18 protein-coding genes and 1 riboswitch are annotated in these 15,096 nt (G+C 70.8%); of the genes, 7 read left to right on the top strand and 11 right to left on the bottom strand.

From position 1 onward, the window contains the following. Positions 1-83: 83 nt before the first annotated feature. Positions 84-785 (top strand): 1-acyl-sn-glycerol-3-phosphate acyltransferase, encoded by a 702-nt coding sequence (locus OHA17_RS33695; RefSeq protein WP_053724192.1) that lies wholly within the window; start codon positions 84-86, stop codon positions 783-785. Positions 786-888: 103 nt separating this feature from the next. Further along, positions 889-1,923: an NAD-dependent epimerase/dehydratase family protein gene (locus tag OHA17_RS33690; protein WP_406509620.1), complete on the top strand. Its 1,035-nt coding sequence runs from the start codon at positions 889-891 to the stop codon at positions 1,921-1,923. A gap of 61 nt (positions 1,924-1,984) precedes the next feature. On the opposite strand, the gene OHA17_RS33685 is transcribed toward OHA17_RS33690, so the two are convergent. The 9 genes from OHA17_RS33685 to OHA17_RS33645 form a co-directional block, all read right to left on the bottom strand. Beyond that, entirely contained in the window at positions 1,985-3,508 is a 1,524-nt protein-coding gene (locus tag OHA17_RS33685; RefSeq protein ID WP_406510881.1) for an alpha/beta hydrolase, read from the bottom strand. A 206-nt stretch (positions 3,509-3,714) separates the two neighbouring features. Next, positions 3,715-4,482, bottom strand: coding sequence for an urease accessory protein UreD (locus OHA17_RS33680; protein WP_398877873.1), 768 nt, complete (start codon positions 4,480-4,482; stop codon positions 3,715-3,717). Next, entirely contained in the window at positions 4,470-5,147 is a 678-nt protein-coding gene (gene ureG, locus OHA17_RS33675) for an urease accessory protein UreG (protein WP_406509619.1), read from the bottom strand. Before ureG ends, OHA17_RS33680 begins: the two co-directional genes overlap by 13 nt. Positions 5,148-5,280: 133 nt before the next feature. Continuing rightward, the gene (locus OHA17_RS33670; protein ID WP_406509618.1) at positions 5,281-5,955 is read right to left on the bottom strand and encodes an urease accessory protein UreF; all 675 of its coding nucleotides are present in this window, start codon (positions 5,953-5,955) and stop codon (positions 5,281-5,283) included. Positions 5,956-5,969: 14 nt separating this feature from the next. After that, a complete protein-coding gene (locus tag OHA17_RS33665) occupies positions 5,970-7,691 on the bottom strand; it encodes an urease subunit alpha (protein WP_406509617.1) in 1,722 nt (573 codons plus the stop codon). Then, the gene (locus tag OHA17_RS33660; protein ID WP_053724199.1) at positions 7,684-7,995 is read right to left on the bottom strand and encodes an urease subunit beta; all 312 of its coding nucleotides are present in this window, start codon (positions 7,993-7,995) and stop codon (positions 7,684-7,686) included. The genes OHA17_RS33665 and OHA17_RS33660 overlap by 8 nt, the downstream gene beginning before the upstream one ends. Before the next feature lie 15 nt (positions 7,996-8,010). Then, positions 8,011-8,313, bottom strand: coding sequence for an urease subunit gamma (locus OHA17_RS33655; RefSeq protein WP_406509616.1), 303 nt, complete (start codon positions 8,311-8,313; stop codon positions 8,011-8,013). Between the two features lie 298 nt (positions 8,314-8,611). Beyond that, positions 8,612-8,911, bottom strand: a complete 300-nt coding sequence (locus OHA17_RS33650; RefSeq protein WP_406509615.1) for a type II toxin-antitoxin system Phd/YefM family antitoxin — start codon at positions 8,909-8,911, stop codon at positions 8,612-8,614. 154 nt (positions 8,912-9,065) lie between these two features. Next, positions 9,066-9,761, bottom strand: coding sequence for a 1-acyl-sn-glycerol-3-phosphate acyltransferase (locus OHA17_RS33645; RefSeq protein WP_053724202.1), 696 nt, complete (start codon positions 9,759-9,761; stop codon positions 9,066-9,068). A 251-nt stretch (positions 9,762-10,012) separates the two neighbouring features. Between OHA17_RS33645 and OHA17_RS33640 the strand changes: the two genes are divergently transcribed. The 3 genes from OHA17_RS33640 (at position 10,013) to OHA17_RS33630 (ending at position 11,956) form a co-directional block, all read left to right on the top strand. Beyond that, positions 10,013-10,642: an ATP-dependent Clp protease proteolytic subunit gene (locus tag OHA17_RS33640; RefSeq protein ID WP_398877860.1), complete on the top strand. Its 630-nt coding sequence runs from the start codon at positions 10,013-10,015 to the stop codon at positions 10,640-10,642. 6 nt (positions 10,643-10,648) lie between these two features. Continuing rightward, positions 10,649-10,957: a hypothetical protein gene (locus tag OHA17_RS33635; RefSeq protein WP_406509614.1), complete on the top strand. Its 309-nt coding sequence runs from the start codon at positions 10,649-10,651 to the stop codon at positions 10,955-10,957. 338 nt (positions 10,958-11,295) lie between these two features. Next, positions 11,296-11,479: riboswitch (cyclic di-AMP (ydaO/yuaA leader) on the top strand. A 3-nt stretch (positions 11,480-11,482) separates the two neighbouring features. After that, the gene (locus tag OHA17_RS33630) at positions 11,483-11,956 is read left to right on the top strand and encodes a C40 family peptidase (protein ID WP_398877856.1); all 474 of its coding nucleotides are present in this window, start codon (positions 11,483-11,485) and stop codon (positions 11,954-11,956) included. 112 nt (positions 11,957-12,068) lie between these two features. Here OHA17_RS33630 and OHA17_RS33625 read toward each other — a convergent pair whose 3' ends face one another. Next, a complete protein-coding gene (locus OHA17_RS33625; protein WP_406509613.1) occupies positions 12,069-12,503 on the bottom strand; it encodes an ATP-binding protein in 435 nt (144 codons plus the stop codon). A gap of 235 nt (positions 12,504-12,738) precedes the next feature. On the opposite strand from OHA17_RS33625, the gene OHA17_RS33620 reads away from it, so the two are divergent. Continuing rightward, the gene (locus OHA17_RS33620; protein WP_053724207.1) at positions 12,739-13,602 is read left to right on the top strand and encodes a helix-turn-helix transcriptional regulator; all 864 of its coding nucleotides are present in this window, start codon (positions 12,739-12,741) and stop codon (positions 13,600-13,602) included. A 20-nt stretch (positions 13,603-13,622) separates the two neighbouring features. Next, positions 13,623-13,847 carry a DUF397 domain-containing protein gene (locus OHA17_RS33615; protein ID WP_406509612.1) on the top strand — a complete coding sequence of 75 codons (225 nt, stop codon included), beginning with the start codon at positions 13,623-13,625 and terminating at the stop codon, positions 13,845-13,847. Positions 13,848-13,874: 27 nt separating this feature from the next. Here the strand turns inward: OHA17_RS33615 and OHA17_RS33610 are convergent, their stop codons facing one another. Continuing rightward, positions 13,875-15,017 carry an 8-amino-7-oxononanoate synthase gene (locus tag OHA17_RS33610; protein WP_406509611.1) on the bottom strand — a complete coding sequence of 381 codons (1,143 nt, stop codon included), beginning with the start codon at positions 15,015-15,017 and terminating at the stop codon, positions 13,875-13,877. Positions 15,018-15,096: the final 79 nt, after the last annotated feature.

The following is a 15,096-nucleotide window of genomic DNA, read 5'->3' as shown; positions in this document are numbered from 1 at the left end:
CCGTCAGGCCCGTCTCCGGTGGTTACAGGGGCGGGGACCTCCCCCTACACTGGCCCCCCTTCTGCATGGTGAGGAGCTTGCGGGTGCTCTACTACATCCTCAAATACGCAGTCCTGGGGCCCCTGTTGAGACTGCTGTTCCGGCCGAGACTGGAAGGACTTGAGCACATTCCCGAGGAGGGCGCGGCGATCGTCGCGGGAAACCACCTCTCCTTCTCCGACCATTTCCTGATGCCGGTGATGCTGAAGCGGCGCATCACCTTCCTCGCCAAGCAGGAGTACTTCACGGGGCCCGGTATCAAGGGTCGGCTGACCGCCGCGTTCTTCCGGGCCATCGGCCAGATCCCGGTGGACCGGTCCGGCAAGGAGGCGGGGCAGGCCGCGATCCGGGAGGGGCTCGGGGTGCTCGCCAAGGACGAGCTGCTCGGCATCTACCCGGAGGGCACCCGCTCGCACGACGGCAAGCTGTACAAGGGCAAGGTCGGCGTCGCGGTGATGGCCATCCGGGGCGGAGTTCCGGTGATCCCGTGCGCGATGGTCGGCACCTTCGAGATCCAGCCGCCCGGCCAGGTCGTACCGAAGATCAAGCGGGTGTCGATCCGCTTCGGCGAGCCGCTGGACTTCTCGCGGTACGAGGGGATGGAGGGCGAGAAGGCCATCCTGCGGGCGGTCACCGACGAGATCATGTACAAGGTCATGGAGTTGTCGGGCCAGGAGTACGTGGACCGGTACGCGGCCGACGTGAAGGCCGAGGAGTCGCGCAGGTTCCGGGGCATCATCAGCTGAGAGGCCGTGTCCGGAAGTTCCCCGGACCGCTCGGCCCTGGGCGGATCCGCGCAGGGCGAAACGCCCTGGCCGCCTTGATCGGCGCGGGCGTAGCGTCCGGGCCATGGCCAAGGGAACTGCATTCGTCATCGGAGCTACCGGACAGATCGGGCGGGCCGCCGTGCGCGCGCTCGCCGAGGATGGCTGGGAGGTGCGGGCCGCGTCACGAGGAGGCGGCGGGGACGCCGCCTGGCCGGGGAACGTACAGCGGGTGCGCCTCGACCGCGAGGACGACGCGGCCCTCGCCGCCGCACTCGGGGACGGCGTCGACGTACTGGTCGACATGGTCGCGTACGGGCAGGACCACGCCCGGCAGCTGGCGGGGCTCGGCGACCACATCGGCTCCGCGGTGGTGATTTCCAGCGGCGCGGTGTACGAGGACGACGAGGGGCGCGGCTTCGACACCCAGGGCGAGCCCGACGGGTCGCCGTGCTACCCGGTCCCGATCCCGGAGTCGCTGGCCACCGTGGCTCCCGGCGAGGCGACGTACGGCACCCGGAAGGTGGCCCTTGAGCAGGAGCTGCTCGGCTCGTCGATCCCCTCGACGCTGCTGCGCGCGGGGGCGGTCCACGGGCCGTACTGCCAGACGCCGCGTGAACTGCACTTCGTGAAGCGGGCGTTGGACGGGCGGCCGGTGCGGGTGCTCGCGTACAACGGGGAGAGCCGGTTCCATCCGGCGCACGTCTCCAACATCGCGGAGCTGATCCGGCTTGCCGCGGACAGGCCCGGCGACCGGGTCCTCAACGCGGCGGACGGCGAAGCCCCGACGGTCGCCGAGATCAGCGCGGCCGTCGACGAGATCCTCGGGGCGCGCAGCGAGCTCGTCCTGGTGGAGGGCGCGCCGCAGGGCACGGTAGGCATCACGCCGTGGAGCACCCCGCATCCGATCGTCTACGACATGGGCGCGGCCGAGCGGGAGCTGGGCTACCGGCCGGTGACCGGGTACGTGGAGTCGCTGCCCGCCACGGTCGAGTGGCTGGCCGGGCAGCTGAAGGGCCGGGAGTGGAGCGAGGCGTTCCCGAAGATGGCCAAGAACTACGCGGCCGTGGGCCTGTTCGACTACGCGGCCGAGGACGCCTGGCTGGCCGGGCGGGCGTAGGACATGAAGGCAAAGGGGGCGGCCGGAGAATCTCCGGCCGCCCCCTCGGCTCAACTAACGCCTACGGCACGGGAGTTGCGTGCGGAGTGCAGGTGTAGTCCGCCTTGTCGGTCTTGCCGGTGAGCAGGTAGTCGTCCACGCGCGAATTGATGCACGGGTTGACGAGACCGGTCACACCGTGCGAACCGGCGCCCTTCTCGATGATGAGGCGCGAGTTCTTGAAGGCCTTGTGCAGCTCGACGGCGCCCTGGAACGGGGTGGCGGCGTCATTGGTGGACTGCACGATCAGGACCTGCGGGAGGCCCTTGCCCGTCTTGACCTCGACCGGGTTCTGCTGCTTGGTGGACCAGGTGGCACACGGCAGGTTCATCCAGGCGTTGGACCAGGTCAGGAACGGGTAGTCCTTGTTCAGCTTGGTGTTGTCGCGGTCCCACTTGCGCCAGCTGGTGGGCCACTTGGCGTCCGCGCACTCGACGGCGGTGTAGACCGCGTTGCCGTTCTCCGAGGCGATGTTGCCCGCGATGTCCGACATGTCGGGAGCGGAGGCGGCGACGACCGGCTTGATGTCACCCGCCGCGTACGCGCTGAGCGCCTTGGCGACCGGCACCCAGTACGAGTCGTAGTACGGGGCCTTCTGGAAGTACCCGAGCAGCTCGGCCGGACCGACCTTGCCGTCGAGCGGGCTCTTCTTGGCGTCGGCGCGCAGCTTCAGCCACTGGGCCTCGACCTGCGCCCGGGTGGTGCCGAGGTGGAACTTGGAGTCGTACTTGGCGACCCAGTCCTCCCACTCGTTCCAGCGGGCCTGGAAGGCGACGTCCTGCTCCAGGTTGGCCTGGTACCAGATGTTGTCCTGGTCCGGGTTGACCACGCTGTCCACGATCATGCGGCGGACGTGCGAGGGGAACAGCGTGCCGTAGACCGCGCCCAGGTAGGTGCCGTAGGAGACGCCCAGGTAGTTGAGCTTCTTCTCACCGAGGGCGGCGCGGATGACATCCATGTCGCGGGCGGTGTTGGGCGTGGTCATGTACGGCAGCATCCAGCCGCTGCGCTCGGCACAGCCGTCCGCGTACTCGGCGGCGAGCTTGCGCTGGGCGCGCTTGTCGGCCTCGCTGCTCGGCACCGGGTCGGCCTTCGGCGCCTTGGCGTACTCCTGCGGGTCCACACAGGAGATCGGCGTCGAGTGGCCCACGCCGCGCGGGTCGAAGCCCACGAAGTCGTACGCCTTCGAGGTGTTCGTCCACAGCGGGTTCTTCTTGGTCACCCGGGTCGGGAACTGCATGCCCGAGCCGCCGGGGCCGCCCGGGTTGTAGACGAGGGCGCCCTGGCGCTCGGCCTTGGTGCCGGTGTTGCCGATGCGGTCGACGGCGAGCTTGATCTGCTTGCCGTTGGGCCGCGAGTAGTCGAGCGGGACGCTCACGTAGCCGCACTGAATGGGCTTGGCGATCGCCCAGTCAGCGGGGCAGTCCGTCCATTTGATGCCCTGCTTGGCCGCCCTGTCGGCGGCGACCTGCGCGCCACGCGCCTCGGACCAACCGTGGTCGCGGTTGTCGGCGTTGGCGACCGGAGCCGCTATCGCGCCCACCATCAGCGTGCCCGCGATCAGTGTGCCGGCCGAGCCGAGCACTGCGGTGCGTCTCAAGTGGTACCTCCCCCTGCTGAAGTGCGCTGTCAGTCTCAGCGCGCCATTTGGGCCTGTCGGGGGATCCTTTCGTCTGTGAGGCCACTGTGCACAGGCCGTACAGGTGTTTTTTTACCGAACCGATAGCCGGTGCGTGGTGTTCCGCTGAGCGGTCAGCGTGTCGCGAGGTGCGTGTGCAGTACGTCGTCGAGGGTCCGGCGCAGCAGCCGGGCGTCCGCGGCCACCGCCGTCACGAGGAAGCCCGGCCCGGCGAGCGGGGTGAGCACGGCGCTCTCGCCGAGCATCCTGGTCTCGGCCGGTCGATCGGTGAACTCCGGTGCCACGACGAGCAGTTGGCCCGCTGCCCGGTGCCCGCCGAGCACCGCTCCCCCGTCCCAGCCACCGGGTGCGCCCGGCCCGTACGCCAGCTCCTGGTCGAGCAGCGGGCGGCCGGCGCGGTGCACGGTGAGGCGGGTGGCGAGGGTGCCGGGGGCCTCGCCGTGGCGGCCGAGCACCTGTTCCTCGCGGAACACGAGGCGGGCTCCGGCCGCGAGGTCGATCCGGGTGCGCATCGCGAGGTCGCTGCCGTGCGCCGAGATGAGCTGCTCGGGAAGCCAGCGCAGCTCGGCGGACTCGCCCACGGCGAGGCGTACGTCGTAGTGCGCCCGCTCGCCGTCGCGGCCGGGCAGCGCGATGGTGGCGGCGGCCGAGTCGACGTCGAGCCGCGCTCCGTCGCGCACCTCGGCCTCGACGGCGATCCGGTCGCCGCCGAGCGGGGCGCTCATCGCGCCCACGACGGTGACCCGGTGGTACGGGCCGCGCGCCCGGGTGCGGCGCAGCGCGAGCGGCCCCTCCCCTTCCAGTACGGGCAGGCCTTCGGGGGTGGCGACGATGCGGGCGGTGGCGCGCACCCCCGGCGCGCCGAGGGTCAGGCCGCCCATGCCGCGAGCTGCTCCCGCACCCAGCCGGCGACCTGGTCGACGCCCTCGTCGGACCGCAACGACTGGAAGACGACGGGGAGTTCGGCCCGCTGCTCCTTGGCGTCGCGGGCCATCCGCCCGAGGTCGGACCCGACATACGGCGCGAGGTCGGTCTTGTTGACGACGAGCAGGTCGGCGGTGGTGACGCCCGGTCCGCCCTTGCGCGGGATGTCGTCCCCGCCCGCCACGTCGATGACGAAGATCTGGGCGTCGACCAGGCCCTTGGAGAAGGTGGCGGTGAGGTTGTCGCCGCCGGACTCGACGAGGATCAGGTCGAGCGGCCCGACCGCGTCCTCCAGGTCCTCGACGGCTTCGAGGTTGGCGGAGATGTCGTCGCGGATGGCGGTGTGCGGACAGGCCCCGGTCTCGACGGCCTGGATCCGCTCGGGCGGCAGCACGGCGTTGCGCAGCAGGAAGGCGGCGTCCTCGCGGGTGTAGATGTCATTGGTGACGACGGCGATGGAGAGCTGGTCGCGCAGGGCGCGGCAGAGCGCGGCGACGGTGGCGGTCTTCCCGGACCCGACGGGCCCCCCGAGCCCGACGCGCAGGGCCCGCCGGGTGCCGTCGGGTCGGTGGGCGTCGGCACTGATGGCGGCGGGGCCTTCGTGGGAGTGGTCGAGGTGCATGTGGCTCTCCAGGTTGTGTGTTGTGTGGGGGGGGGAACCCCTTTCGGCCCCGTCCGGCGTTCGAGGGCGAGCGCCCTCAAGGTGCGAACGGGGGTCTGGGGGCAAAGCCCCCGGGCAGCGGTGCCGCACCTTCCTACGACGCGAACAGCCGCACCGGCCAAGCCGCGTGCGCCTCGGCCATGACGTCCAGGAGCGGAGCGGACGCCGCGGGCAACGCGTCCAGCCCGTCGAGCACCGCCTCCGTGGCGGCGACAGCGGCCCGCCGAGCCACCGCGTCGAGGTCCGGCGCGAGCCGGGCGAGGACGGCCGTCGCGTCGAACGGGTCGAGGCTCAGCAGCCGTACGACGGCCGTGGCCGGCCCGCTCACCACCTCGTACGCCACGCAGTGCGCCGCGTCTTCGGGACCGAGCCCCGCCGCGCGGGCGGCGAGGCCGAGCACGATCGGCTGGTGAACGCCGCGCGGCCGGGCGGCGGCCAGCGCGTCGAGTTCGGCGGACGGCCAGGTCGCCCGGGCCGCCCGCATCATCTGGCGGCCGAGCTTGCGGGCGGTGGCCCGCAGGGCCGGGGACGGGGTGCGGGCGTCGGCGGCCTCGTCCAGGGCGAGCGGGTCGAGACCCGCGGCGGCCGCGGCGGCGAGCGCGGCCGAGGTGAGGCCGGCGGTGTGCAGCCGGCCCCGGCAGAACTCCGCGAGGTCGGCGGCGTTACGGATGCGTCCCGTCTTGACGGCCGGTTCGGCGCCGCCGGAGTGGGCGTGGCCGCCGGCGGGGAAACGGCCGTCGGCGAGGACGAGCAGGGCTGCGCGGCTCATGTGGTGACGGCCCGTCAGAAGAGGAAGTAGCGCTGGGCCATGGGCAGTTCGGCAGCCGGCGCCGGGTCCACCACATCACCGTCGATGGTCACCGTGAACGTGTCGGGGTCGACCTTGACGTCCGGCAGCGCGTCGTTCTCGCGCATGTCCGCCTTGCCCACCCGGCGGGTGTTCTTGATGGCCACGAACCGCTTGTCCAGGCCGAGCCGCTCGGGGAGGTCGTCCTCCAGCGCGGCCTGGGACACGAAGTTGAGGGAGTTGGCGGCGGGCGCCTTGCCGTACGCGCCGAACATGGGGCGCGGCAGGATCGGCTGCGGGGTGGGGATCGACGCGTTCGCGTCGCCCATCTGCGCGTAGGCGATCTGGCCGCCCTTGATGACGAGCTGCGGCTTGACCCCGAAGAACGCGGGCTCCCACAGCACGAGGTCGGCGAGCTTGCCGCTCTCCACCGATCCGATCTCGTGGTCGAGGCCCTGGGCGACGGCCGGGTTGATCGTGTACTTGGCGACGTAGCGCCGCACCCGGTGGTTGTCGGCGTGCCCGTCCCCGGCCAGCGCGCCCCGCCGGACCTTCATGACGTGCGCCGTCTGCCACGTACGCAGCACGACTTCGCCGATGCGGCCCATCGCCTGGGAGTCGGAGGAGATGATCGAGATGGCGCCGAGGTCGTGCAGGAAGTCCTCGGCCGCGATCGTCGAGGGCCGGATCCGGGACTCGGCGAACGCGAGGTCCTCCGGCACGGCCGGGTTGAGGTGGTGGCACACCATCAGCATGTCGAGGTGTTCCTCGATGGTGTTGACGGTGTGCGGCCGGGTCGGGTTGGTGGAGCTGGGCAGCACGTTGGGCTGCGAGACCACGGTGATGATGTCGGGCGCGTGCCCGCCGCCCGCGCCTTCGGTGTGGTACGCGTGGATCGAGCGGCCCGCGATGGCGGCGAGGGTGTCGCCGACGAAGCCCGCCTCGTTCAACGTGTCGGTGTGGATGGCGAGTTGGGCGCCCGTCTCGTCGCAGACGCCGAGGCAGGCGTCGATCACGGCGGGGGTGGCACCCCAGTCCTCGTGGATCTTGAATCCGAGGGCGCCGCCGCGCAGCTGGGAGTACATGGCCTCGCGGGACGTGGTGTTGCCCTTGCCGAGCAGCCCGATGTTGACGGGCGCGTTCTCCAGCGCGGCGAACATGCGGGCCAGATGCCAGGGGCCCGGCGTGATGGTGGTGGCCTTGGTGCCCTCGGCGGGTCCCGTGCCGCCGCCGACCAGCGTGGTGATGCCGGAGGAGAGCGCCTGGTCGATGAGCGTGGGCGAGATGAAGTGGACGTGGGTGTCGACGGCTCCCGCGGTGAGGATCTTCCCGTTGCCCGCGATGATCTCGGTCTCGGGGCCGATGACGAGTTCGGGGTGGACGCCGTCCATGGTGTCCGGGTTGCCCGCCTTGCCGATCCCGGTGATCCGCCCGTCGCGGATGCCGATGTCCGCCTTGACGATGCCCCAGTGGTCGATGATCACGGCCCCGGTGACAACGGTGTCGGGCGCGCCTTCGGCTCGCGTGGTCCGCGCCTGCCCCATGGACTCGCGGATCACCTTGCCGCCGCCGAACACCGCCTCGTCGCCCGAGCGCCCGGGCCCGCCCGAGCGGTCCTCCTCGATCTCGACCAGGAGATCGGTGTCGGCGAGCCGGATGCGGTCGCCGGTGGTGGGGCCGAACAGGTCGGCGTACACGGCGCGGTCGAGGTCAGTCATCGAGGGAACCTCCGGTCTCGCCGCGCAGCCCCGGCACGATGCGCCGGCCGGTCAGGGGGACGAGTTCTACGTCGACGGGAATGCCGGGTTCGAAGCGGACGGCGGTGCCCGCGGCGATGTTGAGTCGCTTGCCCCGGGCAACCGTACGGTCGAAGTCGAGGCCGGGGTTGGCCTCGGCGAAGTGGTAGTGGGAGCCGACCTGGACGGGCCGGTCGGCGGCGTTGAGGACGGTCAGCCGCACGACCTCACGGCCCTCGTTGAGCGCGATGGGGTCCTCGGCGAAGAGGATCTCTCCGGGAATCACGGCGGCGCTCCCCCGTCAGGCGATCGGTTCGTGGACGGTGACGAGCTTGGTGCCGTCCGGGAAGGTCGCCTCGACCTGGACGTCGTGGATCATCTCCGGGATGCCGGGCATGACCTCGTCACGGGTGATCAACTTCCGCCCGGACGCCATGAGTTCGGCGACGGTGCGACCGTCGCGGGCGCCTTCGAGGATGTGCGAGGTGATGAGCGCGACGGACTCGGGATGGTTGAGCTTCACCCCGCGGGCCCTGCGCTTCTCTGCGACATCCGCGGCTACATGGATGAGCAGCCGTTCCTGCTCGTGCGGCGTCAGTTGCACGCTTCCCACCTCACAGTCGTGCCCTTCCGCCCACGGACAGCCATGGACGGACCCAGCTGGCGTCGAGGGCGGAGACCGACCGGACAGGTGTTCTCCGCCCGAACGCAGCGGAACCGTATCCGACTTCAACATCCTGTTGAGCGCCATCTCCGGGCCCCTTGGCCAGGCATTGCACGTTAGAGCGGAAGTTTTTCCAGCGCGTTAACTGGCGCTTTAAGAACCCATGATCAGCGAGGGGGCGCCTCGGCGGGGCAGATCGGTGCATGGGACACTCACACCGCGACGCGTGCGTTGGCCCTCAGTCGCCGATGCGCGGACCTCGGTGTTCCGCGGCGATCCCGAAGCGCCGGGGCTCCGCGGGGGCGGACCTCGGCAGGGGGTGCACGAACGAGACGGAGCTGGTCGCCTGCTCCTCCTGCTCCTGCTGCGGCTCCTGCTCCTGCTCGGACTCCAGTTTCGCCAGGTCAGCGGCGGAGACCAGGGCGACGAGCGGCTTCCCGTGGCGCGTCACCACGACCCGCTCCCCGCCGTACACAACGCGGTTGATCAGCTCCGCGAGCTCTGCGCGGGCTTGCGTCACCGGAATCTCGTAGGCCATGCACCCAGCTTAGACTCCGCCCACCTGCGCCGTTGGGTCCGCGAGAAACGGCAGCCGCGCAGGTCACAGGGGTGCGGCGGGCTCGGTCCGCGAAGGGGCCCCGGCCGTGGAGGTGCGTCCCGGACAGGGCCCCGCCGTGCCGTGCGCGAACGGGTCAGGCGGCCGCGGCGGCCGCTTCCCAGGCCGTGCGGGCCTCGGCCGCGTACACGTCCACGTACTCCTGCTCCGACAGCTTCTGCACCGCGTACATGATCTCGTCCGTGACGGCTCGCAGCACCAGGCGCTCGTTCTCCATCCCGGCGTAGCGCGAGAAGTCCAGGGGTTCGCCGAAGCGGAGGGTGATCGGCACGCGCCGGGGCAGTCGGCGGCCCTTCGGCTGCGCCTCGAACGTCCCGATCATCGCGACCGGGACGACCGGGGCGCCGGACCGTAACGCCATCGCCGCGACCCCGACCTTGCCCTTGTACAGCCGCCCGTCGTGCGACCGCGTCCCTTCGGGGAAGACCCCCAACACCCCTCCGTCGCCCAGGACCTGGAGCGCGGTGTCGAGCGCCGACTGTGCCGCGTCCTTGCCGGAGCGGTCGACCGGGATCTGGCCGAGCGCACGGAAGAACGCCGCGGTCGCCCGGCCCCTGAGGCCCGGCGCGGTGAAGTACTCCTGCTTGGCCAGGAAGGTGAGGCGGCGCCTGAGCGTCACGCCCAGCAGGAACTGGTCGGTGAACGACTGGTGATTCCCCGCGAGGATCACCGCACCTGCCTCGGGTACTCGCCCGGCCCCTTCGACGCACGGGCGGAACAGCCACCGCAGCAGCGGCACCAGCACCACGAGACGGAATGCGAAATAGAACACTTCAGTGAGCCCTCTCCCCAGGTGACCCCCGCGCCGACGCACGCTAGCCACCCGCGGAGATCGCCGGGAGAGGGCCTATTGAGCCAAGGCCCGCCGCCCTCGGCGGCCAAAACCGCCCACTCGCCGACAGCGAAACACCCTTTGACCTGCCACTTCTCCGCGATCTCCGGACAACACCTCACCATGGTTCTGTACGTCCTGTACATTTTTTACAGAGGTCTTCGGAGCCTCCGGTCGAGGAGAGGTATGTCATGAACCACCGCCCTGCCGCCCGCTACGTGCTGCCCGAGTTCCAGGAGCGCACCGCCTCGGGCATCCGCACGCTCGATCCGTACTCCAAGCTCTTCGAGGAGCGGATCATCTTTCTCGGCACCCCGGTCGACGACGCTTCGGCCAACGACGTGATGGCCCAGTTCATGCACCTGGAGCACGCGGACCCGGACCGGGACATCTCGCTCTACATCAACTCCCCCGGCGGCTCACTCACCGCGATGGCTGCGATCCACGACACGATGCAGTTCGTCACCTGCGATGTGCAGACTTTCTGCCTGGGCCAGGCGAGCTCGGTGGCCGCGCTGCTGCTCGCGGCCGGCGCGCCCGGAAAGCGCGCCGTACAGCCCGGCTCCCGGGTGCTCCTCCAGCAGCCGGCCATCGAGGAGGCGGTGCAGGGGCAGCCGTCCGATCTGGAGATCCAGGCGGCCGAAATCCTGCGTGGGCGCGTGCTGTTGACCGAACTCCTCGCTCGGCACACGGGAAGGACCCCGGAGCAGGTGACCGCCGACATCGAGCGGGACGTGGTCTTCGACGCCGCGGGCGCCGTGGCGTACGGGCTCGCCGATCACGTACTCGAAAGCCGCAAGACGTCGCTGCGCGGGAGGTGAACCGCCGTGCTGCCACCGGAACTGCCGCCGCTGCCCGCGCTGACGCGCGCCGAGGCCGAATTCATCGACTCCTACCTCGAAGTGGTCGACCTGCTCGGCCGGATCAATCCGGCGCACGGCCACGACACGTACGCCGCCCTCAGGGCCGCCCAGGCCCTGGTCGGCCGGGCGGCCGCGCTGAAGGAGGCCCTGACGCTGATGCACCAGCGCGGGGAGGCCCATGTACACGCGCAGACGCTGACGCGGGCGCTGCGGATCCTGGACGGCGAGCGCCGCGCGGGGCGGCTCACGGTGCCCCCGCAGACGACGGGGTGAGTGCACCCGGAACCGCGAGGGATACCCGACGCGCTCATAGGGCCGACGAAACGCACCAGACGGGCTACCCCCGTTCGGCCCACCGGCGGCTACTTTCGCCGGCCCTTATGAGTTGCTTACGGGCCGTGGACAATCTGCTGAATCGATCCTTCCGTTGCTGGTACAGGGCTCGTCAGCCCCATTTGCAGTAGCGCCGAACGGCCCCTGTCCACCCGAACCAGGCAGTCGTGAGCACCCTCACACAAAGCCGTTTCGGGCCGTAAATCCGACAGTCGGTGCGTGAAGATCCCTAGGACGACAAGCCCCCGCCACCGCGGCGGGGCGGTCCGGGCGGACGCCGAGTCCTGCCGCCGTTCCGGACGACTGGTCGACAAGAGTGGACCGGCAGGAGTGGAGGACCCGAGTACTTCGGGAGGGCCGTACCCCGGCCGTCCCTCGGGGTGAAGCCGCATGCGCGGCCGGGCGTCTTCGCCAGTCCGAACCCGACAGGTCATCCTTCGCAGGCGGTTTGACGAAGGGTTGCGCATGACCGCGCACACACACGTCTCGTCGCTGGCGGTCCGCCTCGGCACCGTCTGTGCCCTCACCCTCGCCGTGACGGGCGCGATGACGCTGGCACCGGGCAGCACGCCCGAGGCGAACGCCGCCGCCGTGGCCACCAGGGCGCTCCACGTGGCCGCGTCGAAGAAGGGATCGCCCTACCAGTTCGGCGCCACGGGCCCGTACCGGTTCGACTGCTCGGGGCTCACGCTCTACTCGTTCAAGCAGGCGGGCCGCAAGCTGCCCCGCACCGCCCAGCAGCAGTACAACGGCTCCCGGCATGTCTCGGCCTCGTCCCGCAAGGCCGGGGACCTGGTGTTCTTCCACTCGGGAGGCCGGGTGTACCACGTGGGGATCTACGCCGGGAACGGCAGGATCTGGCACTCCCCCAAGGCCGGCACGGTGGTCCGCCTGGAGCGGATCTGGAGCCACAGCGTCCTGTACGGGCGGGTGGGCTGACGCGCCGCCAGACCGGGCGTCCCGGTGCGTGTCCCGCGCACCGGGACGCCCTCGGGCGCCCTCGGCACGTCTCTAGGGCCTGTCCGGCGGATCTTGTCTGGGACGCGCGGCCCTAGCCGCTCTGGACCGGCGCCGTCCACGGCAGGGCGATCCAGACCGTCTTGCCGCCGTCCGCGGTGGGCGCGACCGAGAGCCGGCCGCCGCACTCGGCCGCGAGCCAGCGGATGATCACCATGCCCCGGCCGTTGTCCTGCTGGACGGCGGCGGGCAATCGTTTCGGCCAGCGCGGGTGGCTGTCGGTCACCCCGATCCGCAGCTCCTCCTCGCGCTCCAGCTGGACGTCCACGGTGAAGGTGGGCGACTGGCCGAAGGTGTGCTGCACGGCGTTGGTGGCGAGCTCGGAGACGATGAGGCGGATCGTGTCGGCGGCCTCGGCGTCGGTCGGCAGGCCCCAGTCGGCAAGGACCCCGGCGACGTACCTCCGTGCCGCGGAGACCGAGGCGGGATCGCTCGGCAGAGTGAGGGTTGCTTCGAGGTGGTCTGCCATGGCGACGCTGTCCCTTTCCCACCCGGGCCGGCTTGAAGACTCGTAGCGGTTGAGCGCTCGCGAAGACGACATCGGCCTCGGATTGTGCTTCGCGTCAGAGTGCCACTCATCGTGCCGGTCTCGGGTGCGATCCACCAAGATATGCATATATCTGTCGCTCAAAGCAGTGAACTCTCCGACGGTAGACCGTATTTGGGCTCACACTTACCCATCGCCGGAGACGAAGGAGGCGGCTATGGGGCACGGGCCGGCGGTGCGCAGACGCAAGCTCGGCGAGGAGTTGCGCAAGCTGCGCGACGACACGGGTCTCACGAGTGGTGAGGCGGCCGGTCTGGTCGGCTGGCACCAGTCGAAGGTGAGCCGGATCGAGACCGGTCGCAGTGGCGTGAAGCCGGCGGACGTGGCCCGGCTGCTCGAAGCGTACGGGGTGCGCGACCCCGAACTCCGCGCGCTTTTGCAGGCGTTGGCCGATTCGGCGGGCGGCGCCGGGGTGGACTGGGCGCATGCGTACCGGGGCCTGCTGCCGACGCAGTACCGCGATTTCATCAGCCTGGAGTCGCAGGCGCGCTCGGCTCGCACGCTGGAGACCTCGGTGGTGCCGGGGCTTTTGCAGACGCCGGCGTACGCGCGGGCGGTGACGCGGGCCGCGCTCGGGGGGCTGCCGTCGGACAAGGTGGACTCGCTCGTGGAGGTGCGGATCGCCCGCCAGGAGGTGCTGCGCGGCGATCCGCCGCTGGTGCTCAGCGCGGTGCTCGACGAGGCGGTATTGCGTCGGCGAGTGGGCGGCCCGGCGGCCATGCGGGACCAGTTACGGCATTTGCTGCAGCTCGCCGCACTGCCGCACGTGCGGTTGCAGGTCATCCCTTTCCATTACGGCGGCTATGTCGGCCTCACCGGCCCTTTCATTATCTTTTCATTTCCGGCCATTTCAGATCTGGATGTGGTTGTTATCGACCATCTGACGAGTAGCCTCTACCTCGAACGGAGAGAAGACCTTGAGGCGTACAGTGCCGCATTCCTGACCGTCCAGGCACTCGCGCTCTCCTCCGAGGACTCGTTGGATCTCATCGCCCGGATAGCCCGGGGGGAACCGGGCTAGTTCATGGCGAGTGGGGAGGCATGATGTCCGCACGCCCTGCGCACGTTCCTTCCAGTACTTCCCTCACGACTGCCACCTGGCGGCGCAGCAGCCGCAGCGTGGGCATGAACAACTGTGTCGAGACGGCCCGGCTCAATGGCGAGCTGCTTGCCGTCCGCGACTCCCAACGGATCGACGGGCCCGCGCTGCTCTTCGGCGCCCCGGCCTGGCAACGCTTCATCTCCACTCTCAGCACAGCGAATTGAGGGGCAGCACAGCGAATTGACGAGCCGTCAGGCCGTGGGCGCGGTCCTCAGGATCGCGCCCACGGCCCTGTCGATCTGGCGCTCCGTCAGATCCGCACGGGCGGTCAGCCGGATCCGCGAGATGCCGTCCGGCACCGACGGCGGCCGGAAGCAGCCGACCACGAGCCCGGCTTCGCGGCAGTCCCCCGCCCAGGCCACCGCGGCCTCCGGCGAGGGGGCCCGCACGGAGACGACCGCGGCATCGGGACGTACCGCCAGGTGCCCGGCGGCGGTGAGCCGGCCGTGCAGTTCGGCGGCGACGGCGCGGGCCCGGCCCGCCAACTCCGGCTGCGCGCGCAGCAGTCGCAGGGCCGCGAGCGCCCCGCCGACCGACGCGGGGGCGAGCCCGGTGTCGAAGATGAAGGTCCGGGCCGCGTTCACCAGATGGCGGATGACCCGGGCCGGGCCGAGGACCGCGCCGCCCTGGCTGCCGAGCGACTTGGACAGGGTGACCGTGGCGACCACGTCGTCCGCGCCCGCGAGCCCGGCCGCGTGCAGCGCGCCGCGCCCGCCGTCGCCGAGCACCCCGAGCCCGTGCGCGTCGTCCACGATCAGGGCGGCCCCGAACTCCCGGCAGGCCGCGGCGAGTTGAGCCAGCGGAGCGGCATCGCCGTCCACCGAGAAAACGGAGTCGGACACCACGAGGCCGGGCCCGCCGTGGGCGTCCAGGGCCTTGCGGACCGCTTCCGGTTCGGCGTGCGGAACGACCTCGGTACGAGCGCGGGCGAGCCGGCAGCCGTCGACGATGGAGGCGTGGTTGCCCGCGTCGGAGACGATCAGGGAGCCGTGCGGGCCGAGCGCGGTGAGCGCCGCGAGGTTCGCCGCGTACCCGGAGGAGAAGACCAGGGCCGACTCGAAGCCGCAGAACTCGGCGAGTTCGCGCTCCAGCTCCGTGTGCAGCGCGGTGGTGCCGGTGACCAGGCGGGAGCCGGTGGCGCCCGCGCCCCAGCGGTGGGCCGCCTCGGCCGCGCCCGCCGTGACCGCGGGATGCCGGGTGAGCCCCAGGTAGTCGTTGCTCGCCAGGTCCAGGAGATCCTGGTCGGCGGGGCGCGGCCGCAGGGTGCGGACCAGACCGGCGCGCTCGCGGCGCTCCGATTCTCCGTCGATCCAGTCGAACGGCGCTCGCGACATGGTGGAGTCCCTTTTTGTAGGCTGCCGACAGACCCTAGCCGGTGCCATGCCAGGTCAGGGTGTGGCGATACACACACCT

The organism is Streptomyces sp. NBC_00212 (genome assembly GCF_045206365.1).
In the GTDB taxonomy this organism is placed as follows: domain Bacteria; phylum Actinomycetota; class Actinomycetes; order Streptomycetales; family Streptomycetaceae; genus Streptomyces.
The sequence above is the reverse complement of the archived record's forward strand: the minus strand, read 5'-3'. Positions and strand labels throughout refer to the sequence as shown.